Annotated in this window: 14 protein-coding genes; 3 read left to right on the forward strand and 11 right to left on the reverse strand. The window is 72.0% G+C overall.

What is annotated here, in order from left to right:
* Positions 1 to 11: 11 nt before the first annotated feature.
* The 3 genes from ACIQR3_RS14925 to ACIQR3_RS14935 form a co-directional block, all read right to left on the reverse strand.
* A complete protein-coding gene (locus ACIQR3_RS14925) occupies positions 12 to 4,955 on the reverse strand; it encodes an NAD-glutamate dehydrogenase (RefSeq protein ID WP_403538395.1) in 4,944 nt (1,647 codons plus the stop codon).
* A gap of 467 nt (positions 4,956 to 5,422) precedes the next feature.
* The gene (locus ACIQR3_RS14930; RefSeq protein WP_403538465.1) at positions 5,423 to 6,088 is read right to left on the reverse strand and encodes an HAD family hydrolase; all 666 of its coding nucleotides are present in this window, start codon (positions 6,086 to 6,088) and stop codon (positions 5,423 to 5,425) included.
* Positions 6,089 to 6,164: 76 nt separating this feature from the next.
* Positions 6,165 to 6,680, reverse strand: coding sequence for a DUF6912 family protein (locus ACIQR3_RS14935; RefSeq protein WP_403538396.1), 516 nt, complete (start codon positions 6,678 to 6,680; stop codon positions 6,165 to 6,167).
* A gap of 1,233 nt (positions 6,681 to 7,913) precedes the next feature.
* Between ACIQR3_RS14935 and ACIQR3_RS14940 the strand changes: the two genes are divergently transcribed.
* On the forward strand, positions 7,914 to 8,183 hold the full coding sequence (locus ACIQR3_RS14940; protein ID WP_403538398.1) for an Rv3235 family protein: 270 nt from the start codon (positions 7,914 to 7,916) through the stop codon (positions 8,181 to 8,183).
* A gap of 168 nt (positions 8,184 to 8,351) precedes the next feature.
* Here ACIQR3_RS14940 and secA read toward each other — a convergent pair whose 3' ends face one another.
* Positions 8,352 to 11,171 carry a preprotein translocase subunit SecA gene (gene secA, locus ACIQR3_RS14945; protein WP_215172388.1) on the reverse strand — a complete coding sequence of 940 codons (2,820 nt, stop codon included), beginning with the start codon at positions 11,169 to 11,171 and terminating at the stop codon, positions 8,352 to 8,354.
* Positions 11,172 to 11,472: 301 nt separating this feature from the next.
* Between secA and ACIQR3_RS14950 the strand changes: the two genes are divergently transcribed.
* Entirely contained in the window at positions 11,473 to 12,042 is a 570-nt protein-coding gene (locus tag ACIQR3_RS14950) for a GNAT family N-acetyltransferase (RefSeq protein ID WP_403538400.1), read from the forward strand.
* Positions 12,043 to 12,091: 49 nt separating this feature from the next.
* Positions 12,092 to 13,267 carry a winged helix-turn-helix domain-containing protein gene (locus tag ACIQR3_RS14955; RefSeq protein WP_403538402.1) on the forward strand — a complete coding sequence of 392 codons (1,176 nt, stop codon included), beginning with the start codon at positions 12,092 to 12,094 and terminating at the stop codon, positions 13,265 to 13,267.
* 33 nt (positions 13,268 to 13,300) lie between these two features.
* On the opposite strand, the gene ACIQR3_RS14960 is transcribed toward ACIQR3_RS14955, so the two are convergent.
* The 7 genes from ACIQR3_RS14960 to mtnA all read right to left on the reverse strand — a co-directional run bounded on the left by ACIQR3_RS14960 (position 13,301) and on the right by mtnA (position 22,582).
* A complete protein-coding gene (locus tag ACIQR3_RS14960; RefSeq protein ID WP_403538404.1) occupies positions 13,301 to 14,047 on the reverse strand; it encodes a response regulator in 747 nt (248 codons plus the stop codon).
* A gap of 206 nt (positions 14,048 to 14,253) precedes the next feature.
* Complete coding sequence (hpf, locus tag ACIQR3_RS14965) at positions 14,254 to 14,943, reverse strand: ribosome hibernation-promoting factor, HPF/YfiA family (protein ID WP_403538405.1); 690 nt, start codon at positions 14,941 to 14,943, stop codon at positions 14,254 to 14,256.
* 314 nt (positions 14,944 to 15,257) lie between these two features.
* Positions 15,258 to 16,391: a ComF family protein gene (locus ACIQR3_RS14970; RefSeq protein ID WP_403538407.1), complete on the reverse strand. Its 1,134-nt coding sequence runs from the start codon at positions 16,389 to 16,391 to the stop codon at positions 15,258 to 15,260.
* A 159-nt stretch (positions 16,392 to 16,550) separates the two neighbouring features.
* Positions 16,551 to 18,386, reverse strand: coding sequence for an LpqB family beta-propeller domain-containing protein (locus ACIQR3_RS14975; RefSeq protein WP_403538409.1), 1,836 nt, complete (start codon positions 18,384 to 18,386; stop codon positions 16,551 to 16,553).
* On the reverse strand, positions 18,376 to 20,418 hold the full coding sequence (gene mtrB, locus ACIQR3_RS14980; protein WP_403538411.1) for an MtrAB system histidine kinase MtrB: 2,043 nt from the start codon (positions 20,416 to 20,418) through the stop codon (positions 18,376 to 18,378). The genes ACIQR3_RS14975 and mtrB overlap by 11 nt, the downstream gene beginning before the upstream one ends.
* Before the next feature lies 1 nt (position 20,419).
* Positions 20,420 to 21,109: a two-component system response regulator MtrA gene (mtrA, locus tag ACIQR3_RS14985; RefSeq protein ID WP_003990656.1), complete on the reverse strand. Its 690-nt coding sequence runs from the start codon at positions 21,107 to 21,109 to the stop codon at positions 20,420 to 20,422.
* Positions 21,110 to 21,439: 330 nt separating this feature from the next.
* Complete coding sequence (gene mtnA / locus ACIQR3_RS14990; RefSeq protein WP_403538413.1) at positions 21,440 to 22,582, reverse strand: S-methyl-5-thioribose-1-phosphate isomerase; 1,143 nt, start codon at positions 22,580 to 22,582, stop codon at positions 21,440 to 21,442.
* Positions 22,583 to 22,637 lie beyond the last annotated feature (55 nt).

The raw sequence follows: 22,637 nt of genomic DNA on the forward strand, positions 1-22,637 counted from the left end.
GGGGTCACCGGTCAGGAATGCGTGCGCAGCAGCGTCCGCATCGTCCGCATCGCCACCGACAGATTGGCCAGATCGAACGCGTCCGAACTCCGGATCTCCTCCAGCGTGGCCCGCGCCCGCCCGAGGATCGCCGCGTTCTTCTGCTCCCACACCTCGAACCGCTGCTCCGGCGTCGACGTGCCGTTGCCCGCCGCCAGTACGTCGGCGGTGAGGGCCGCGTGCGCCGCGTACAGGTCCTCGCGGATCGCCGCGCGGGCCATGGACTGCCAGCGGTCGGCCCGCGGCAGGTCGCTGATGCGGTCCATCAGCTGGGTGATGGTCAGCCGGTCGGCGAGGTCGTAGTACACCTCGGCGACGTCCAGCGGCTCCTTGCCCGTGCGGTCGGCCACCGAGACGATGTCCAGCGTCGGGAAGGCCGAGGAGAACCCGGCCACCCGGGTCGCCACCTCGTCCGGGACGCCCGCGCCGGTCAGCTCGTCGTGGATGCGCTGGTACCAGTCGGCGTCCGCGCCGCGCAGCAGCTTCGGCAGCTGCGACCAGACCTGCTCGACCCGCTCGGCGAAGAAGTCGACCGTCTCGGCGAGCTGGAGCGGCTGCGGCCGGTTGTTCAGCAGCCAGCGGGTGCCGCGCTCGACCAGGCGGCGCGAGTGCAGCCGGATCCGGGTCAGGACGGCGGCCTCGACCGTGTTGTCCAGACCCTCCACCGCGTCCCACACCGGGTACGAGCGGAAGATGGCGCGGGCCGCGGTCTGCGCCCGCACGATCTCCTCCAGCGAGGCACCCGTCTCCTCGCGCAGCCGGTGCAGATACGTCGTACCGCCCGTGTTGACCGTGTCGTTGACCAGCACGGTCGTGGTGATCTCGCGGCGCAGCGGGTGGCTGTCGATCCGGTCGGCGAACTGTTCGCGCAGCGCGGTCGGGAAGTACGCGTGCAGCAGCGTCTTCAGGTACGGGTCGTCGGGCAGCGAGGTGTGCAGCAGCTCCTCGGCGACCGTGATCTTCGTGTACGCCAGCAGCACCGCCGTCTCCGGGCCGGTCAGCCCGCGCCCGTTGCTGAGCCGCTCGCGGATCTGGCGGTCGGTGGGCAGGAACTCCAGCGCCCGGTCCAGGTGGCCCGCGCGCACCAGGTGCTTCATGAACCGCTGCTGCGCGTGGAGCATGTCCTTGGACTGGGCCAGCGCGTTGGCGATCGCCGTGTTCTGCGCGTAGTTGTTGCGCAGCACCAGCCGGCCGACCTCGTCGGTCATCCCGGCGAGCACCTTGTTGCGCTGCTTCACCGTCATGTCGCCGTCCGCGACCAGGCCGTTGAGCAGGATCTTGATGTTCACCTCGTGGTCGGAGGTGTCCACGCCCGCGCTGTTGTCGATGGCGTCGGTGTTGACCCGGCCGCCCTGCGCGGCGAACTCGATCCGGCCGAGCTGGGTCAGACCCAGGTTGCCGCCCTCGCCGACGACCTGGACGCGCAGATCCTTGCCGTCGACGCGGATGGCGTCGTTGGCCTTGTCGCCGACATCGGCGTTGGACTCGGTGGACGCCTTGACGTACGTACCGATGCCGCCGTTCCACAGCAGGTCGACCGGTGCCTGGAGGATGGCCTTCATCAGGTCGGCCGGGGTCATCTTGGAGACCTTGCCCTCGATGCCCAGGGCCTCCCGGATGTGCGCGTTGACCGGGATCGCCTTGGCGCTGCGGGGGAAGACGCCGCCGCCCGCCGACAGCAGCTCCTTGTTGTAGTCCTCCCAGGACGAGCGGGGCAGCTCGAACAGGCGGCGGCGCTCGGCGTAGGAGAGCGCCGCGTCGGGCTTCGGGTCGATGAAGATGTGCCGGTGGTCGAAGGCGGCGACCAGGCGGATGTGCTCGCTGAGCAGCATGCCGTTGCCGAACACGTCACCGGACATGTCGCCGATGCCGACGACCGTGAAGTCCTCGCTCTGGGTGTCCGTGCCCAGCTCCCGGAAGTGCCGCTTGACGGACTCCCAGGCGCCGCGCGCGGTGATGCCCATGCCCTTGTGGTCGTAACCGGCCGAACCGCCGGAGGCGAAGGCGTCCCCGAGCCAGAAGTCGTAGCTCTCGGCGACCTCGTTGGCGATGTCGGAGAAGGTGGCGGTGCCCTTGTCGGCGGCGACGACCAGGTAGGTGTCGTCCCCGTCGTGCCGGACCACGTCGGCGGGCGGGACGACCTCGCCGGCCACCATGTTGTCGGTGATGTCGAGCAGGGCGGAGATGAAGCACTTGTAGCTGGCGATGCCCTCCGCCATCCACGCGTCCCGGTCCACGCTCGGGTCGGGCAGCTGCTTGGCGACGAAGCCGCCCTTGGCGCCGACCGGCACGATGACGGTGTTCTTCACCATCTGCGCCTTGACCAGGCCGAGGATCTCGGTACGGAAGTCCTCCCTCCGGTCCGACCAGCGCAGGCCGCCGCGCGCGACCTTGCCGAACCGCAGGTGCACGCCCTCGACGCGCGGCGAGTACACCCAGATCTCGAACGCCGGCCGGGGCGCGGGGAGGTCGGGGATGGCCTGCGGGTCGAACTTCATCGAGACGTAGTCGTGCGGCAGGCCCGCCTGGGTCCGCTGGAAGAAGTTGGTGCGCAGCGTCGCCTTGATGACGGTGAGGAAGGCCCGCAGGATACGGTCCTCGTCGAGGCTCGCCACCTGGTCGAGGGCGGCCTCCAGCTCTTCGAGGAGGGCGTCGACGATCTCGTGCCCGGCGCTCTGCCGGTCGGGCGACATCCGCGCCTCGAACAGCGAGACGAGCAGCCGGGTGGTGTGGACGTTGTTGCGGAGGGTGTCCTCCATGTAGTCCTGGCTGAACGTCGACCCGGCCTGCCGCAGGTACTTGGCGTACGCGCGCAGCACCATCGCCTGCCGCCAGGTCAGCCCCGCGCTGAGCACCAGGGCGTTGAAGCCGTCGTTCTCCGCCTTGCCGTTCCAGGCCGCGGCGAACGCGTCCTGGAAGCGCTCACGGGCGTCGTCGCCGAGGTAGTCGGCGCCGCCGGCCACCGCCTTCGGCATGCGCAGGCCGAAGTCGTAGATCCAGGCCGTGGTGGTGCGGTCGGCGCAGCGCAGCTCGTAGGGGCGTTCGTCGGTGACCTCGACGCCGAGCCGGCTGAGCACCGGCAGGACGGCGGAGAGGGAGACCGAGCCGCCCTTCTGGTAGATCTTGAACCGGCGTTCCTCGGGCGCGGCGCCGACCGGCTCGTACAGGCTCAGCGCGAAGGTGCGCTCCTCGTCCAGCGCTTCGAGGTGGGCGAGGTCGGCGACGGCCGAGCGGGGGCCGTGGTCGGCCTTGTAGCCCTCGGGGAAGGCGCTGCCGTAGCGGCGCAGCAGCTCGGCGGAGCGCTCCTCGCCGAACTCCGCGGTGAGCGCCTCGGCGAACCCGTCCGCCCAGGACCGGGCGGCCTCGACCAGCCGGGCCTCGATGCGGTCCTTGTCGGCGTCGGACAGCTGGGGCAGCTCGGTGCCCTGCGGGACGCGGACGACGAAGTGCAGCCGGGACAGGATCGACTCGGTGTTCCAGGCGGTGAAGTCGACGCTGGTGCCGCCGAGTTCCTCCTTGAGGATGTCGATGATCCGCAGCCGGACGCCGGTGGTGTAGCGGTCCCGGGGGAGGTAGACGAGGGCGGAGTAGTAGCGCCCGTACTCGTCCTGGCGCAGGTAGAGCCGCAGGCGGCGGCGCTCCTGGAGGTAGAGCACGGAGGTGGCGATGGTCTGCAGCTCGCCGACCGGCGTCTGGAACAGCTCGTCGCGCGGGTACGTCTCCAGGATCTGGAGCAGGTCGCGGCCGTCGTGGCTGTTGGGCGAGAACCCGGCCCGCTCCAGCACCTCCCGCACCTTGCGCCGGATGACCGGCACCCGGCGGACGGACTCGGTGTAGGCGGCGGAGGAGAACAGCCCGAGGAAGCGGCGCTCCCCGACGACATTGCCCTCGGCGTCGAACTTCTTGACGCCGATGTAGTCCAGGTAGGAGGGCCGGTGCACGGTCGCCCGGCTGTTGGCCTTGGTCAGCACCAGCAGCTTGTGCTCGCGGGCCTTGGCCCGGGCGTCGGCGGGCAGCCGCTCGAAGGACGGGCTGACCGGGTGATCCTCGCCCGACTCGTGGTGCGGGTCGGCGCGCAGGATGCCGAGGCCCGAGCCGGGGACGGCGGCGAGGGAGTCGTCGCCGCGCAGCTGGTACTCGCGGTAGCCGAGGAAGGTGAAGTGGTCGTCGGCCAGCCAGCGCAGCAGCTCGCGGGCCTCCTCCAGCTCCTGCGGGTCGAGGTCGTCGGGGGCGGGCTCGGCGGGCAGGTCCTCGGCGAGGCGGACGGCCGCCTCACGCATCTTGCCCCAGTCCTCGACGGTCTCGCGGACGTCGGACAGGACCCGCAGCAGGTCGGCGGTGATCTGCTTCAGGTCGGCGCGGTCGGTCTCGCGGTCGATCTCGACGTGGATCCAGGACTCGACGTGCGCGTCGTGCGGGAGGTCCTTGCCGGGCGAGGTGGTGAGCACCTCGACGAGCTTGCCGGTGACGTCGCGCCGCACCACGAACTGCGGGTGGACGACGACGTGGATGCCGCGTCCCTGCCGGGTCAGCTCGTTGGTGACCGAGTCGACCAGGAAGGGCATGTCGTCGGTGACCACCTCGACCACGGAGTGACTGCACGTCCAGCCGTTCTCCTCGACCGTCGGGGTGTGCACCCGGACGTTGGCCGTGCCCTGCGGGCGGTTCTCGGCCAGCCGGTGGTGGGAGACGGCCGCTCCGAAGACGTCGACCGGTTCGCGGTCGCCCAGGTCCTCCGGGGCGGTGTGCCGGTAGTAGCGCTGGAGGAACGCGAACACGGATTCACGGTCCGGGGTGTCCGGGGAGTCCTCGTCCGTCGTCCCAGTCGGTAGGTACCCCCCGACCGGGCTGTTCTCAGCTACCCGTGCGGCCCTGTCGAGCAGCTCGGCCTTTGCTTCGTCCAGCTTGGTCTGCATTGTCCTCTGGCTCCTGTCGCGCGCCGTTGCGTGACGTAGAAGGAAGTACGGTCTCCCGCCTTCCGACGCAACGCCCAGACGCGGGGTGTCCGTTCTGATCCGACGCTATGCCGCAAGGTGAGAGGAGCGGGGGCATATCAGCCATGTCCGACGCGTCCGCCGGGTGTGATACCGCTCTCGTCGGCGTCACCGTCCGGGGAATGCTCGGCGCCTCGGGGTTCCTCGACGCCCCGTCCCGCCCGCGAGGACCAGCGACCGCCGCCCGGTCACGGATGTCGTCCGTGCTCTCCGGGCGCAGGGCAGGGACACGGATGCCCCCGCGAGCTATCGCGCTGATCACGCCATAAGGCTATCGCTCCTTCCCTGGAACCCGTCATGAGCCGCATGTGTACAAAACCGGGGGCGGATCTTTGACGTTCCGCACAGCGACGGGCACGCGGCGGGCTGCGTGGGTCGCACGCGTCCGCTCACGCCGCCAGCCGCTCGGCCTCCTTGACCGCCTCCGCCAGCGTGTCCACCACGGGCACGCCCGCCTCCTCCAGGCTCGTACGGCTGTGCGAGCCACCGGTGTAGAGCACCGCCCGCGCCCCCGCGTGCCGCGCGGCGGTCGCGTCGTCGACGGCGTCCCCGATGACGACCGTCCGGGCGGGGTCCACTCCGGCCAGCGCCGCCAGGTGCCGCACCATGTGCTCGGCCTTGCTGCCGCCGGAGGGACCGGTGCGCCCGTCGACCCGTATGAAGTGCGTCTCGATCCCGAACCCCCGCACCATCGGGACCAGTTCCTCATGGCCGTACAGGCTGAGGATCGACTGGCTGTGCCCCGCCGACCGCCATCCCGCGAGCAGCTCCGTCGCCCCGTCGGCGAGCCCGCACCGCACCCGGTGCTCGGTGTAGTGGCGCTGGAAGGCCTCGTCCATGACCTGCCACTCGGCGTCGGTGGGCAGCCGCCCCATCAGCCGCTCGTAGAACTTGGGCACCGGTACGCAGTACAGCGTCCGGTACCGCTCCAGCGTGATGGGCGCCAGGCCCAGCTCGGCGAAGGCCGCGTTCGTCGCCCCGATGATGGCGTCGTTGTCGTGGAACAGCGTGCCGTTCCAGTCCCAGACGATGTGCGCCCCTGTCCGCATTCGCATCCCCATGCCCGCAAACGTACCCGCCGCCACTGACAATCAAGGGTCACCGTGCGTCACCGCCGGGCCCGGGGCGGTGTCAGCCGGCGAGTCCGACCAGGTTCGGGATCTCCTGCGTCGCGTACCACAGCAGTTCGTGGTCCTCGGCCCCGTCCACCACGAACTGGGCGTCGTCGTCCCCGCCGTCCGCCGCGGCGAGCGCGTCGGCCGCGGCGCGCACGTCCGCCTCCGCGTCGGCCGAGTCGACGTGCACCGCCGCCGCCTTGCCGAGCGGCACGCTCCCGGCGACCCGGACCTCGCCGAGCGCGGCCGGGTCCGGTCCCCGGCCGGGGTCGGCCGCCGCGGTGCCGTCGGGTACGTCGACGGCGACCACGACCCGGCGCCGGGGGGCCGCGGCGTCCCCGGCCAGCAGCCGCAGCGAGGCCAGGGCGGCCCGGTTGAGGGCGGCGTACTCCAGCTCCTCGATGTCGTCCGAGAGGTACCACTCGCGCAGCGCGGGCGTGACGGCGTAGGCGGTGAACGGCCCGCTCCCCAGATGCCCCGACCGGTGCGCCTCGGCGAGACCGGGGAGGGTCAGGGGGACGTAGACGCGCATGGCTGGCCGCTTTCGTGGTCGGGTCCGGTCGGGTCCGCTCAGGTCGAGGCGGGGCGGAAGAGTCATCAGGATACGCGCCGGGGGTCCCCCATCGAGTTCCCCACCGAGCCGCCGCAGGCGTCCACTCCGCGCCGGAACTTCACCCGGCACGCCCTTGCCGCCGCGGGCCCGACACCAGCCGAGCCACTCGGATAGGTGAACTTCACCCCCCTCTCCGCTCTCTCCGCACCCTCTTGCCAGCACGCCACCACACCCCGTACAAGGTCCGCAACAGCAAGTTACCGCCCGGTATGCCACGGGCCGTCGAACGGGGATCCCATGAACAAGGTCATGAGCAGGGCCATGAGCCGGACCACGAACAGGGCACAGCACCGCCACCCGGGCTCCCGCCCGCCCGGACACCCCGGCTCCCGCCCGCCTGGCCGCCACGACTCCCGCCGCCCCGCCGGCACCCCGCCCCGCGGCCCCGGTACGGCCGCCACCTGGACCGCGGTGCCCGAGGACCGGCCCCCGGGCTCCTCCCCGAGGCCCGCCCAGCGCCGTACCCACCCCCAGGACACCCGCCCGCCGGGCTCCCCCGGCGGCCCTCCGGCCACCGGCCGCACGGCCGCCCCGGCCCGGACGCGAACCGCACGCACAGCCGAGCCGGCCCGGACGCGAACCGCACGCAGGACCGCCCCGGCCACACCGGCAGCCGCACCGGCCGCACGCGGGACCGCCCCAGCGGCACCCACCGCCGTCCCGACCGCGCGCGGGACCACCCCAACCGCACCCACAACCACCCCAAGGGCACGCGGGACCGCCCCGGCCGCACCAGCAGCCACCCCGGCCACACGCAGGACCGCCCCTGCCGCACCCACCGCCGTCCCAACCGCACGCGGGACCACCCCAAGGGCACGCGGGACCGCCCCGGCCGCACCGGCAGCCACCCCAGCCGCACCCACCGCACCCACCGCACCCACCGCACCCACCGCACGCGGTACCACCCCAACCGCACGCGGGACCGCCCCAGCCGTACACGGGACCGCCCCCGGCCGACGGGCCGTCGGCGGCCGTCAGGGGGCCCTCCCCGCCCCCGCGGCCGTCTCCTGGCCCGCCGCGCCCGTCGCCCCCGCCCGGACGCCTCTCGCCCCGCCCCGGACGGCACGGCCCGCCGTCCCGCAGCCCCGCCCCGCCGACCTCTTCGCGGAGCGGCTCCTCGCGGTGCTCAGCGGGCGCAGCCCGGTCCACTCCATGCTCCGGCACACCGTCGGCCAGGCCTACGACGAACTGGCCCGGCTCGCCGAGCGCGGCCCCCTGCGCACCCGCGGCACCCGGCCCGTCGTCCGGGACCTCGGCTGGTTCGAACCGCGTCCCGGCGCCGTGGAGGTCTTCGCCCGCATCGGCGCGGGCGACCAGCTGCGGGCGATGGCCTTCCGCCTGGAGCGCGGACCGGACCTGCGCTGGCGCTGCACCGCCGTGGAACTGGGCGGCCCCCGCCCGCCCCGCGAGGACCTCCACTGACCGGACTGACCGGACTGGACGGACTGCACGGGCTGGACGGGCTGGGACGGGCTGGACGGGCTCAACGGACTGCACGGGCTGAACGCCCGGAGGGCCGGGCACCCTCGGGTGACCCGGCCCTCCGTACCGCGGCGGCCCGCGACGGCCGAACCGCCGCGGACACCGCCGTCACTTCTTGCGGCGCCGCCCGCCCTTCGCCTGCTTGCGGCGCTCCGCGCGCGTGAGGCCGTCGCTCTCGGAGCGGGCCGGCTCCTCGTCGGCGCGCTCCTCGCGCTCGACGACACCGCCCTCGCCGTCCACGGTCGGCGCGGACAGGTGCAGGTTGCGCCGCTGCGGGGCGTCGAGCCCCTTGGCGCGGATCTCGGGCCGCGAGGCACTCGCCTGGGCCGGCACCGCGTCCTGCGGGCCCTTCTCCAGGGACGGCTTCTCGTCCTCGACGGGGACCTCCTCGACCTGCTGCTCGACCTGGACCTCCAGGTTGAACAGGTAGCCGACGGACTCCTCCTTGATGCCGTCCATCATGGCGGTGAACATGTCGAAGCCCTCGCGCTGGTACTCGACCAGCGGGTCCTTCTGCGCCATGGCGCGCAGGCCGATGCCCTCCTGGAGGTAGTCCATCTCGTAGAGGTGCTCGCGCCACTTGCGGTCCAGGACCGACAGCACGACCCGGCGCTCCAGCTCCCGCATGATCTCGGAGCCGAGCTGCTTCTCCCGCGCCTCGTACTGCTCGCTGATGTCGTCCTTGATGGACTCCTCGATGTACTCGGCGGTCAGCCCGGCCCGGTCGCCGGCCGCTTCCTCCAGCTCCTCGATGGTGACCTTCACCGGGTAGAGCTGCTTGAAGGCGCCCCACAGCCGGTCCAGGTCCCAGTCCTCCGGGAAGCCCTCGGCGGTCTCGGCCCGCACATAGGCCTCGATCGTGTCGTTCATGAAGTGCTGGATCTGCTCCTGGAGGTCCTCGCCCTCCAGGACGCGGCGCCGCTCGCCGTAGATGACCTCGCGCTGCCGGTTGAGGACCTCGTCGTACTTCAGGACGTTCTTGCGCGTCTCGAAGTTCTGCTGCTCGACCTGCGACTGGGCGGACGCGATCGCGCGCGTGACCATCTTGTTCTCGATCGGCACGTCGTCCGGCACGTTCGCCATGGACATCACGCGCTCGACCATCTGGGCCTTGAACAGGCGCATCAGGTCGTCGCCGAGGGAGAGATAGAAGCGCGACTCGCCGGGGTCGCCCTGACGGCCGGAACGGCCGCGCAGCTGGTTGTCGATACGCCGCGACTCGTGCCGCTCGGTACCGAGCACGTACAGCCCGCCGAGCCGCTCGACCTCTTCCTTCTCGGCCTTGACGGCCTCCTCGGCACGCTCCAGGGCGGCGGGCAGCGCCGCGGCCCACTCCTCGATGTGCTCCTCGGGGTCGAGGCCGCGCTGGCGCAGCTCCGCCTCGGCGAGGTCCTCGGGGTTGCCGCCGAGCTTGATGTCCGTACCGCGGCCGGCCATGTTGGTGGCGACCGTCACGGCGCCCTTGCGGCCGGCCTGGGCGACGATCGTCGCCTCCCGGTCGTGCTGCTTGGCGTTGAGCACCTCGTGCTGGATGCCGCGCTTGGAGAGCTGCTGCGAGAGGTACTCGGACTTCTCGACCGAGGTGGTGCCGACCAGGATCGGCTGGCCCTTCTCGTGCTTCTCGGCGATGTCGTCGACGACCGCCTCGAACTTGGCGACCTCGGTGCGGTAGATCAGGTCGGACTGGTCCTTGCGGACCATCGGCTTGTTGGTCGGGATCGGGACCACGCCGAGCTTGTAGATCTGGTGGAACTCGGCGGCCTCGGTCATCGCCGTACCGGTCATGCCGGAGAGCTTGTTGTAGAGGCGGAAGAAGTTCTGCAGGGTGATCGTGGCGAGGGTCTGGTTCTCGTCCTTGATGTCCACCCCTTCCTTCGCCTCGATCGCCTGGTGCATGCCCTCGTTGTAGCGGCGGCCGGCGAGGATACGGCCGGTGTGCTCGTCGACGATCATGACCTCGCCGTCGATGACGACGTAGTCCTTGTCCTTCTTGAACAGTTCCTTCGCCTTGATGGCGTTGTTCAGATAGCCGACGAGCGGCGTGTTGACCGACTCGTAGAGGTTGTCGATGCCCAGCCAGTCCTCGACCTTGGAGACGCCGGACTCGTGGATGGCGACCGTGCGCTTCTTCTCGTCGACCTCGTAGTCGCCGGTCTCCTCGATGCCCTTGAGCGGGTTGCCGGCCTCGCCGCGCTTGAGGCGGGTGACCAGCTTGGCGAAGTCGCCGTACCACTTGGTGGCCTGGTCGGCCGGGCCGGAGATGATCAGCGGCGTACGGGCCTCGTCGACGAGGATGGAGTCGACCTCGTCGACGATGGCGAAGTTGTGGCCGCGCTGGACGAGTTCGTCCTTGGACCACGCCATGTTGTCGCGGAGGTAGTCGAAGCCGAACTCGTTGTTCGTGCCGTACGTGATGTCGCAGCCGTACATCTCGCGGCGCTGGGCCGGCGTCATGTTGGCGAGGATGCAGCCGACCTCGAGGCCGAGGAACCGGTGGACGCGGCCCATCATCTCGGAGTCGCGCTCGGCCAGGTAGTCGTTGACCGTGATGATGTGGACGCCGTCACCGGACAGCGCGTTCAGGTACGCGGGCAGGGTGCCGACGAGGGTCTTGCCCTCGCCGGTCTTCATCTCGGCGACGTAGCCCAGGTGCAGGGCGGCGCCGCCCATCAGCTGCACGTCGTAGTGGCGCTGGCCGAGAACGCGCTTGGCGGCCTCGCGGACGGTGGCAAAGGCCTCGGGCAGCAGGTCGTCGAGGCTCTCGCCGTCGGCGTAGCGCTGCTTGTACTCATCGGTGAGGGCCCGCAGCTCGGCGTCGGAGAGGTCGACGAAGTCCTCTTCGATGGAGTTGACCTGGTCCGCGATGCGGTGCAGCTTGCGCAGGATCTTGCCTTCGCCTGCACGCATGATCTTCGAGAGGACGGACACGGGGGTTGGTCTCCTTGCCGGTCGGGCCTGGGACGGTCGTTTTCCATTGGACGTGAGTGAGCAACGGCCATCGTAAGCGAGGACACCGTCACGCCGGGAGGCCTGCCGCGACGACTGCCGCCCGCCACCGCGCACCGCCTCCGGTCCGCTCCGGGCCCGCTCCGATCCGCTCTCACCCATGACAACGTGCGGGCCCGGCCGATGGTGCCGCGCGGCGCCGGTGATTTGCGCGAAACGTGACCGGCCGCGCACGCACGGCGAAGTGATGGCGCCCGGCGCGCACCGCGCGCAGAATCGGCCGATGGAACCCCACACGCTCACCACCGAACGGCTCCTGCTGCGCACGGTCGGCCCCCGGGACACCGACGCCGTCCTCGCCGCCTGTCAGGACCCCGACATCCAGCGCTGGACCGTGGTCCCCTCCCCGTATCTGCCGGTACACGCGCGTGCCTTCACGGAACAGATGGTCCCGGCCGGCTGGGCGAACGCCACGATGTTCACCTTCGGCGTCTTCCTGCCCACCGGGGACCTGGTCGCCATGGTCGGCCTCACCATGCTCTCCCCGGGCGCGGCCGAGATCGGTTTCTGGGGCGCCAAGGAGCACCGGGGCAACGGCTACGTCACCGAGGCCGTCCTGGCCGTCTCCCGCTGGGCCTTCACCCGGCTGTCGCTCGACCGCGTGGAGTGGCGTGCCGAGGTGGGCAACGCGGGCTCCCGCGCGGTGGCCGAGCGCGCCGGGTTCACCCTGGAGGGCACGTTGCGCTCCGCGATCGACAACAAGGGCGTACGCCGTGACTGCTGGGTCGGCTCCCTGCTCCCGTCCGACCTGGGCCTGCCGTCCACGGCCTCCTACATACCCGCCCGGCCGTAGCGCGCACGGCCGCCCTCGCTGTCAGTGCCACCCCTTATCGTGCGGACGTATGACGACCTTCCCGCGCGCTGCCACGGAACTGTCGGCCGACGAGGCCCGCCGCATCGCCCTGCGGGCCCAGGGCTTCCTCGGCGCCCCCGACCGCCGCGCCGGTGTCCGCGGTGTCCTCCGTCATCTCGGCGCGGTGCAGCTCGACACCATCTCGGTCCTCGCCCGCTCCCACGAGCTGGTGCCGTACGCCCGCCTGGGCGCGGTGGGCCGCCGGACGGTCGAGGACGCCTACTGGACGGGCACCCACGCCTTCGAGTACTGGTCGCACGCCGCCTGTGTCCTGCCCATCGAGGAGTGGCCCCACTTCGCCTTCCGCCGCCGCGCCTACCGGGCCCGCCCGCACTGGAACCACGACCTGCCCGCCGGCGCCTACGACCAGGTGATCAAGCAGCTCCGCACCGAGGGCCCGCTGACCGCCACGGAGCTGGGCGGCGCCAAGCGGACCAGCGAGTGGTGGGACTGGTCGGGCGAGAAGGTCGCCGTCGAACGCGCGCTGATGTACGGCGAGGTGGTCTGCGTCGAGCGCCGGGGCTGGAAGCGGGTCTACGACCTGGCCGAGCGCGCCGTCCCGGAGGAGCTGCTGCACGACCGGCTGGACGACACCGAGTGCCTGCGCCGCCTGGTCCGTCTGGCCGGGCAGTCCCTGGGCGTCGGCACCCGCGCGGACCTCGCGGACTACCACCGGCTCAAGGCCGAGCAGGTCGACGCGGTGATCGCCGACTCGGGTCTGGTGCCGGTCACGGTGGCGGGCTGGGCCAAGCCGGCCTGGGCCGACCCCGAGGCCCTGCGGACGCCGCCGCGCGGCCGTCACCGCACGACGCTGCTGTCCCCCTTCGACTCCCTGGTCTGGGAGCGGGCGCGCACCGAGCGGATCTTCGGCTTCACCCACCGCCTGGAGGCGTACGTCCCGCGGCAGAAGCGGGTGCACGGCTACTACGCGATGCCCGTCCTGGCCGGCGGCCGGCTGGTCGGCCGGGTGGACCCGGCCCGCGAGGGCCGCACGCTGGTGGCCAAGCAGGTCACGCTGGACGGCCGCAAGGCGGTCCCGGCGGTGGCTCAGGCCCTGGTGGAGGCGGCGGGCTGGGTGGACTGCACGGACGTACGGGTGGAGCGGGTGGCCGCACCGGACCTGCGCGAGCCGCTCACCGGGGAACTGGCCCGCCTGCTGGCCTGAGCCGAAACCGCCTCCCGTACAGGGATGCGCCCGTCAGCGGATTTCGAGGATCTTCTCCCGCATCGCGTAGACCACCGCTTCCATCCGGGAGTGCAGTTGCAGCTTCTCCAGGATGTTGCGCACGTGGTTCTTGACGGTGTTCTCGGAGATGAACAGTTCCTTGGCGATGTCGCGGTTGTTCATCCCCGTGGCGACGAGTTTGAGGACTTCCAGTTCCCGGTCGGTGAGCCGCGGCGCGGGCACCAGCCGGCGTTCGTCGGTCCGCTGGATCATCGACTTGAACTCGGTGAGCAGTTTCGACGCCATGGAGGGGCTGATCTGCGACTGCCCGTCGGCGACCGCGCGAATGGCGGTGGCCACCTCGTCGGTCGAGATCTCCTTGAGGAGATAACCGGTGGCACCCGCCTTGATCGCGTCGTAGAGGTCGGCCTCCTCGTCGCTGATCGTCAGCATGATGATCTTCGCGCTGGGGGCCACCTCCTTGATGGAGGTGCACGCCTCGATACCGCCCCGCCGGGGCATCCGTACGTCCATCAGCACGATGTCGGGGAGCAGGTCCGCGGCCTTCTCGACGGCCTCGGCACCGTCGCCCGCCTCACCGACGACCTGGATGTCCTCCTCGGCGGCGAGCACGATCTCCAGACCGCGGCGGAACAGGGCGTGATCGTCCACGACCAGGACTCTGATCGGCTCCTTGCGTGGAGCACCCGCCTCCGGGCCCATGCCGACGACGCCGTCGTGGGCATCCCCGTCCCGCATCGGTCCGAAGCTGTCCGCCATCGTTCCTCCCCCTGAAGGCTGTGGCCATGAAACCCGGGCCAGCGCCAACCCAAGGCAACGGCCCACCGGTTGGGCCGTTGCGGCCATGATTCCATGCTTGGCCGACTTCGGGACGACGGCGCGGGGCGCGAACGGGGTCGCACACCGGTGCCCCTGGGGGCGCACAGACGCTCCAGGGGCACCGGCCGTACCACGCACCGGTGAGGTCAGCCGCCGAGTGCGCCGCCCGCGTCGGGCGAGGGCGTCTGAGCGACCATCGTGTCCGTACTGAGGTGGATCACGCCGTAGTCGTAGGCGTGCCGCCGGTAGACGACGCTGGGCTCCTTGGTCTCGGAGTCGACGAAGAGGTAGAAGTCGTGCCCGACCAGTTCCATCTCGTAGAGCGCCTGGTCGAGGCTCATCGGGGCGGCCACGTGGGTCTTCTCGCGCACGACGAGCGGCCCGTCCCCCTGGACCTCCAGCGAACCGACCTTCTTGGTGGGCACGCTGCCCTGTTCCTGCTCGTCGGCGGCACCGTTTCCGTTGAGCGTCGCCACGCCCGGGACGTGGTTCGGGACCTCGGCGGCCGAGATACGTGCCGTGCCGCGCCGCGAGTAGCGCTTGTCGTGCTGCTTGCGCAGTCGGGCGCCGAGCTTTTCCGCCGCCAGGTCGAGCGCCGCGTACGGATCGCTCGCCGCCGCCTCCGCCCGGATCACCGGACCGCGGGAGCGGAGCGTGATCTCCACTCGGTCGCAGCGGTCGGCCTGTCGGGGGTTGGGCTCCTTGGACACCTCGACGTCGAGGCTGATCACCTTGCCGTCGAGCTTCTGGATCTTCTCCAGGTTCAGCTTCTCGGCCACGTGCTTCCGGAACCGCTCGGGCACCTCGGTCTTGCGGCCCTTGACGACGATGTCCACGCAGAACTCCGTTCCCGGATCACTCCGCTCAGCTCGCGGAGCATCTCCCTTTCGCACCAGGTTCCGGTGAACCCGGAACCTCGGACTCGGTGACGCCCACCTCCTCCCCCAGGGGCGAGATCTCCACTCCACCGGCGCGGGTGAATTTCCGAATGGACCCGCGACTCGGCATTCGGACAAGAGAGGTGTGGCCTGCGGCTTTCCCTCACAACCGAACATATCTCGCCCGGACGGATGTCGTCACCCTCTACAGCTCCCTACCTCCGTTCAGGTGCATTGATTCGCCTATTACCTGCAACGACGTGAGTTCTCAATCAGTTCCGGTTTATTTCGAAAGACTCTGGTGAAGCGGCGACCACAGCCGCCTGGATCACGCCACGGATGGCGTCACCCGTTCGAGTCGCGCCCGTCGTTCCCGGCCCGGCGGGCGCCGCCTCCGCCCTCGCTTCCGTCATTCCGGTTCTCCGTTCCCCTCTGCCTTCCCACACCGCTCCGGGATACACGGGCGGCGTCGCCGTTCTGTAGGGACCCGCCCCCGCTTCCCGCTCAGCCACCTCGTCCGCCGCCCGCACGGCACGCGCCGCCTCCGCGAGGGACGCCCCCGTCGTCACCAGGTCGTCGACGAGCACGACCGGTCCCCCGTCGCGCAGCAGCCGGGCGGCACCGTGCACCACGGTCAGCGCCCCGGCGAGGTTGTCCGACCGCTGCCGGGACCCGAGCCCCGACTGGTCGGCCACGGCACGCCGCTGCCGCAGTACGGCCGCCACCCGGGCCGGCGTACCGGTCCGCCGCAGCTCACCCGCCGCCGCCAGCGCGATCCGCCGCGCCGGATCGTGCCCCCGGGCCCGCACCGCCCGCCGCGCGGACGGCACGGGGACCAGCAGCACCGGCCCTGTCCCGCCTGCGGCACCGGGCACCCGCGGCGCCTCACTTCTCGGCCCCTGCGCACTCACACCCACGTCGGCCCGAGCCCACGCGACCGACCAGCCCGACGGACCCGACCAGCCCGACGGACCCGACGAGCCCGACCAGCCCGACTGAGCCTGCCGAGTCGGCGGAGCCGCCCAGCCCGCCCCTGGGGCACCGTCCCCCGGCCGGCCCGCCCGCACCGACCGAACCGCCCGCCCCGGCAGGGCACCCCCGTCCTCCTCCGCCCGGCACAGTCCCGCCCGTACAGCGCCCGCCAGGGCCGCGCCGAGCGGCCCCGCCAGGGCCAGCGCTCCTCTCTCCTTGTGGGCCAGCAGCACCGCCCGCACCTCGTCGGCGTACGCCGCCGCCGCGTACACCACCGGCAGTCCGGGCGGCTCCGGCACCGGCCGCACCCGGCGCGGCGCGCCCCCGCCCAGCACGGCACGGCACTCGCGGCACAGCACCGTGCGCGGCCTGCCGCACCCTGCGCACTCGGTCGGCAGTACCAGGTCGGTGAGGTCCTGCCACCAGCCCCGCATGTCCACCACTGTGCCGCCCTCCGCACAGCCCTGCCAGCCCTGTGGAAAACCTCGGCCCACCGCACCTGCGGACCTGTGGACAACCCCCGCACCAGCGACGACACCGCAGGTCGGCCGCCCACCCCCGAGCAACCGCCCGCGGGCCGCCCTCGCCCGGGCTCACCCGGGATAGACCGGTGCCGTCCCCTTCGTTACCTTCTGCCACTGCATCCCGGACGGCAGCCGGACGATCCCGTCCTCCGAGTACGCCACCAGCGGCACCCCGTCGTCCTCGGACGCGGCGATGTCCTGCACCCCGGTGAGCGCGGCCGGCGCCGAGGTCTCCGGCGCGGAACCGTCGACCTGGACGTATCCGATCTGCTGCACGCCTCCGTGCTCGCGCCCGACCACCACGAGGCGGCTGTCACCGGCCCAGGACATGGCCGTGACCTCCTCCAACTCGGGGGTGGCCGACCGCAGTCCCCGTACCGTCGGCGGGTCGCCGGCCTTCGCGCCCCGCTCGATCCGCCCGATGAACAGCGACCGGTCGCCGTCCTTCTCCACGATCAGCGCGATCCGCACCCCGTCGGCGGCCACCCGTACCGCCTGGACCCGTCCGTCCAGCCCCGAGACGCGCACCTCCGCCGGCTCCTCCGAGCCCTTCTCCAGCACCAGGAGCCGCGGATCGTCCGGGTTCCGGTCGGCGACCCACAGGTCGCCCCGCGCGTCCCAGCTCGGCGGCGCCAGCCGCTCGTCCTCCGTCGCCCCCTGGCTGACCAGCACCGGCTCCCCGAGCGAACCGCCCGACACCAGCGATCCGACATACAGCAACCTGGCGTCGAGCCCGACCCCGGCCGCCGTGTGCTCGTCACGCGACACCGCCACCGACCGCAGGGCCGTACCGCCTTCGCCCAGCGCCCCCGGGACGGGCTCCGCCGCCGTGGCGCTGCCGCCGGACGGCAGCCGTACCAGGCGCTGCTCGTCGTCGACGAAGTACAGGTAGTCCGGGTGTTCGGCCGAGCCGCGGGCCGCGACCGCTTCGGCACGGTCATCGGTGAGCGAACACAGCTGCTTGTCGCCGGAACGCAGTTCGACCTCGTCCACCCCCGGCGTCAGGCTCTGCAGCGTGAACAGTAGCTGCGTGGCCATCTCGGCGCACTCGTCGGCACCGGCCCGGGCGGCCTTGCCGTTCAAGGGCACCGTCAGCTTGCTGTGTTCGTCGGGGGTCAGCGCGGTGACGTTCTTCGCCAGGTCCGCACCGGCGGGGAAGCTCGACCTGACGACGGATCCGAGCGAACTCGTCGGCCCGTCGAGGAGAGAACGCACGGCCTGCGCCAGAGGTTCCACACGCCGCCGCACATAGACGGGATCGGCGACGGCCGCGGTCCGCGCGGCTCCGTCGGCGGCGTCGTCCGCCCCGCTGTGCGCGGCGAAGTAGTACTTGTTGACGGACATGTAGTTGCGCTGGAAGTCCGACTTGCCCATGACGACGCCGGAAGGCGGCGCGTCGATGCGCCACTGCCCCGTCTCGGCGTCCCGCGTCAGATGCACCGGCTGCCGGTATTCCCCCTCGGCGGGCGCGTACGACTGCTCCGCGTCCACGGTGGCGACCCTGGTACCGGTGAGGGTGACCGAGTAGTCGCTGCCCTCCTCGCGGCTCCCCGCGGGGTCGACCACGGTGCCGGGACCGTCCGCGAGCACGGTCGTGGACCGCTTCGGCCGCCAGTTCTCGGCGGCCTTGCCGGTCAGGTACTTGCGCGCCGTCTCGTAGTCCGGGTCGTCGCTGGTCAGCGCCTCCAGGAACCCCTGCACGATGTCCGTGGCGGAGGCGTCCTTCGCCGGCGGCATCGCGAAGACCCGCACCTGGGTGTCCTGTCGCGGCGTCGACGCCACGTCCCGCAGGTCCCCGTTGTCGGGCATCGACGCGCACCCCGCCAGCAGTACGGCGCCACAGGCGGCGTACACCGCCGCGCGGGCCGGTGTCGCCCGCCGGCCCCCCTCACGGTCAGCGCCCACGAGTCCCCTCCCCTTGCCTGTTCGCGTCCTCGGCCCCGGCGGCCGTACGGCCCGCCTCCGGCAGACCGGCGCGGCCCCCCTGGCCGCGGGCCTCCGGCACGTGCCGGGGCACCACGCGCGCGCCGCTGCCGGGCAGCGCCGTCGGATCGGCCGCGGGAACCGTCGCGCCCGGCCGGGGCGGAATCGCGTCCCGGGACGGGGCCGCCGCCTGCGCCGGTCCGGTGGCCGACCGGTCCGCGGCGTGCGGCTGGCCCGCGTCGCCGAGCCCCCGGTTGCGCCGGGAGTCGCCGGGCTCCAGCGGGATCGGCGAGCCCCGCAGCGGCTCGTCGGCGGTCCTCGGCAGGGTCAGCCGGAACTGCGACCCGCCGCCCGGCTCACCCCACGCCTGGAGCCAGCCGCCGTGCAGCCGCGCGTCCTCCAGGGCGATGGACAGGCCCAGTCCCGTACCGCCGGTGGTACGCGCGCGTGCCGGGTCGGCCCGCCAGAAGCGGCTGAAGACCCGGGTCGCCTCACCGGGCTTGAGCCCCACGCCGTAGTCGCGCACCGCCACTGCCACGGCCCCGCCCGCCGCGGCGAGCTTGACGACGACGTCCTTGCCGTCACCGTGTTCGACAGCGTTGACCACGAGGTTGCGCAGCACCCGCTCCACCCGCCGGCCGTCGGCCTCGGCGACGACGGGCTGCTGGTCACCGACGACCCGCAGGCGCGTCCCCTTGCGCTCCGCGAGCGGCTCGGCCCCGCTGACCACCCGCCGCACGACCTCCCTGAGGTCGATCGGCTCCGCCTCCAGCGCCGCCGCGCCCGCGTCGAACCGGCTGATCTCCAGCAGGTCCGCGAGCAGCGTCTCGAACCGGTCCAGCTGGTCGGCGAGCAGTTCCGCCGACCGCGCGGTCACCGGGTCGAAGTCCGCGCGCGCGTCATGGATGACATCGGCCGCCATCCGTACGGTCGTCAGCGGCGTCCGCAGTTCGTGCGACACGTCCGACACGAACCGCCGCTGCATCCGCGACAGGTCCTCCAGCTGGTTGATCTTCAACTGGAGGTTCTGCGCCATCTTGTTGAAGGCCTCGCCGAGCCGCGCGATGTCGTCCTCGCCGGTGACCTTCATCCGTTCCTGCAGCTTCCCGGTGGACAGCCGCTCGGCGATGCTCGCCGCCATCCGTACGGGCGTCACGACCTGCCGCACGACCAGCCAGGCGATCGCCCCGAGCAGCACGACGACGAACAGCCCCGCCGTCGCCAGGGTGCCCTTGACGAGACTCAGCGACTTCTCCTCCTGGGTGAGCGGGAAGAGGTAGTACAGCTGGTACGGCTGGCCGTTCGGGTCGTTGACCCGCTTGCCGATCACCAGGGCAGGCTGGGAGTCCTGGGCGGAGTTGTAGACGATGCGGGTGTAGCTCTGCGCCGCGACCGTGCTGCTGTCGACCCGCTCCCGCAGTTCCTCGGGAACGCTGGACGACGGGTCCACCAGCCCGGAGGCGCGCGGCCCGCGCCCGCTGCCGCTCTCGCCGCCGACGGGCAGCGTGACCACGTCGAAGGCGCCCTGGCCGCCGCTGGAGAGCGACTTCACCAGGTCGCTCATCCACTGGATGACGTTCTGCGCGGGCCGGCCGTCCACCGAGGCGGCGTCGTCGCCCGTCACCGGCGCCGACTCCTCGGCCTTCTGCTTGGCCACCGCGAACCCGCCGGTCGCCTGCGACTGCGAGGCCTTGACCTTGGCGTCCAGCAGCCCGTTGCGGACCTGCCCGATGACGACGAACCCGAGCAGCAGCACCACACCCAGCGACATCAGCAGGGTGGTGACGACCACCTTGAGCTGGATGTTGCGCCGCCACAACCGCATCACGGGCAGCAGCGGCCGCCGCACCCAGCGCATCACGAGGCGGAGCACGGGGCTGCCCTGCACCCCGCCGTTCAACAGCCCGCCCTCCAGCAGGCGTCCCCAGCGGGAACCGGCCGGCTTGCGGCCGACAGGCCGCCCGGCGCGGGCCCCGGACGTTCCGGGCGCCGAAGCGGCACTGTCCCCGGACACGTCAGCTCGGCCCCGCCTTGTAACCGACACCCCGGACGGTCACCACGATCTCCGGCTTCTCGGGGTCCTTCTCGACCTTGCTGCGCAGCCGCTGCACGTGCACGTTCACCAGCCGGGTGTCCGCCGCGTGCCGGTACCCCCACACCTGCTCCAGCAGCACCTCACGCGTGAACACCTGCCACGGCTTACGGGCCAGCGCCACCAGCAGATCGAACTCCAGCGGCGTCAGCGCGATCGACTGCCCGTCCCGCTTCACGGAGTGCCCGGCCACGTCGATGACCAGGTCACCTATGGCGAGCTGCTCCGGCGCCGGCTCCTCCGACCTCCGCAGCCTGGCCCTGATCCGGGCCACCAGCTCCTTCGGCTTGAACGGCTTCACGATGTAGTCGTCCGCGCCCGACTCCAGGCCCACGACCACATCGACGGTGTCGCTCTTCGCCGTCAGCATCACGATCGGAACCCCGGACTCCGCCCTGATCAGACGGCACACCTCGATCCCGTCGCGGCCCGGCAGCATCAGATCCAGCAGCACCAGATCGGGCTTGCTCTCCCGGAAGGCGGCCAGCGCCTTGTCGCCGTCGGCTACGAAAGACGGCTCAAAACCCTCACCACGCAGCACGATGCCGAGCATCTCGGCCAGTGCGGTGTCGTCGTCGACGACAAGGACTCGTCCCTTCATAAACGACATCATCCCATTCTCATAACGGACACAGAGGCGCAGGTGAGGCAGGTCACTGGCCTGTGACCCTAGCCGCAGGGGACGGTCACTGTCTGCCCCGGTGCCCGGGCCGGGCGTCCACCGGAATCTGGAAGCCCCCGCACCGAAGCCAACACCGCGGCCGGCCCCGCACCAGCGGCACCCCGTGACCGGCCTGCCCCACCGTGCCCCGCCATGCCCCACGCGCGGCCGGCAGCACGCCGGCACTCGCCGCCGCCGTCCCGGTCCGGTCCGGTCCCGGCCGGCGGCCACGTCCCGCCCCCTCGGCGTGCACTGTACAGAGCGGCCGGCCCGACGGCCCCGTCAGCCGGCCGTCACCCGACGCGCCCGCGTGCACAGCCCCGCGAGGGCCTCCGCGGTCACGGGCGAGATCACGCCCTCCTCCGTGACGACCGCCGTCACCAGCTCGGGCGGAGTCACGTCGAACGCCGGGTTGTACGCCTGCGTCCCCAAGGGGGCGATCGGAACGCCACCGCCCGCCCCGGACACCGGCACCTGCGGCACCGACACCTCCGTCACCTCGTACGCGGGCCGCTGCTCCACCTCGATGGCCGCCCCGTCCGCCGTGTCCGGGTCCACCGTCGTCACCGGCGCCACCACGATGAACGGCACATGGTGGTACCGCGCCAGCACCGCCAGCGGATAACTCCCCACCTTGTTCGCCACCGACCCGTCCGCCACGATCCGGTCCGCCCCGATCAGCACCGCGTCCACCTCACCGGCCGCGAACAGCGAACCGGCCGCGTTGTCGGTGAGCAACGTGTACGCCATGCCGCTGCGGGCCGCCTCGTACGCCGTCAGCCGGGCGCCCTGCAGCAGCGGCCGCGTCTCGTCCACCCACAGCCGCCGCAGCCGTCCCGCCCGGTGCGCCGCGAGCGCCACCGCGAACGCCGTGCCCTCGCCGCCGGACACCAGCGACCCGGTGTTGCAGTGGGTGAGGACGCGGTGCCCGCCCCCGGGCAGGAGTTCGTCCAGCAGTGCCAGCCCGTGCGCGGCCATGCGGGCACTGGCCTCGGCGTCCTCCCGGTGCAGCGCCCGCGCCGCGGCCAGCGCCGCCTGGGCGGCCTGCGGAGCACCGCCGCCCCGGGCGAGCACGGCCCGGTGCGCGGCCTGCGCCCGGCGCACGCCGACGGCCAGGTTCACCGCGGTGGGACGGGCTCCCGCCAGCGCGTTCGCGGCGTCGTCCACGTCGTATCCCCGCACGGCGGCGAGCGCGACCCCGTACGCACCGGCGATACCGAGCAGCGGCGCCCCGCGCACCGCCAGCGAACGGATCGCCTCCACAAGCGCGGGCGCGTCCGTACAGACCAGCTCGACCTCCTCGGCCGGCAGCCTGGTCTGGTCCAGCAGGACCAGGACCGGTCCCTCGGGTGGTTCCTCCCAGCGGAGGGCCGGTATGTCGCTCGGCCGCTTGTCCTCGCCGGTCTGCGCGTACTGATCAGCCATGCGGTCAGTCTTCCCCCTATCCGTCGGACAATTGAAGGTGCGCAGCACCTACCGC

This window comes from Streptomyces sp. NPDC090994, from assembly GCF_044768905.1.
Taxonomy (GTDB): Bacteria; Actinomycetota; Actinomycetes; order Streptomycetales; family Streptomycetaceae; genus Streptomyces.

Coding starts and splice junctions, on each gene's coding strand:
- mtnA (WP_403538413.1), bottom strand. CDS start 22,582: ATGGCTGATCAGTACGCGCAGACCGGCGAGGACAAGCGGCCGAGCGAC.
- mtrA (WP_003990656.1), bottom strand. CDS start 21,109: ATGATGTCGTTTATGAAGGGACGAGTCCTTGTCGTCGACGACGACACC.
- ACIQR3_RS14950 (WP_403538400.1), top strand. CDS start 11,473: ATGGAACCCCACACGCTCACCACCGAACGGCTCCTGCTGCGCACGGTC.
- ACIQR3_RS14925 (WP_403538395.1), bottom strand. CDS start 4,955: ATGCAGACCAAGCTGGACGAAGCAAAGGCCGAGCTGCTCGACAGGGCC.
- ACIQR3_RS14940 (WP_403538398.1), top strand. CDS start 7,914: ATGCTCCGGCACACCGTCGGCCAGGCCTACGACGAACTGGCCCGGCTC.
- ACIQR3_RS14935 (WP_403538396.1), bottom strand. CDS start 6,680: ATGCGCGTCTACGTCCCCCTGACCCTCCCCGGTCTCGCCGAGGCGCAC.
- ACIQR3_RS14960 (WP_403538404.1), bottom strand. CDS start 14,047: ATGGCGGACAGCTTCGGACCGATGCGGGACGGGGATGCCCACGACGGC.
- ACIQR3_RS14970 (WP_403538407.1), bottom strand. CDS start 16,391: ATGCGGGGCTGGTGGCAGGACCTCACCGACCTGGTACTGCCGACCGAG.
- ACIQR3_RS14930 (WP_403538465.1), bottom strand. CDS start 6,088: ATGCGAATGCGGACAGGGGCGCACATCGTCTGGGACTGGAACGGCACG.
- ACIQR3_RS14955 (WP_403538402.1), top strand. CDS start 12,092: ATGACGACCTTCCCGCGCGCTGCCACGGAACTGTCGGCCGACGAGGCC.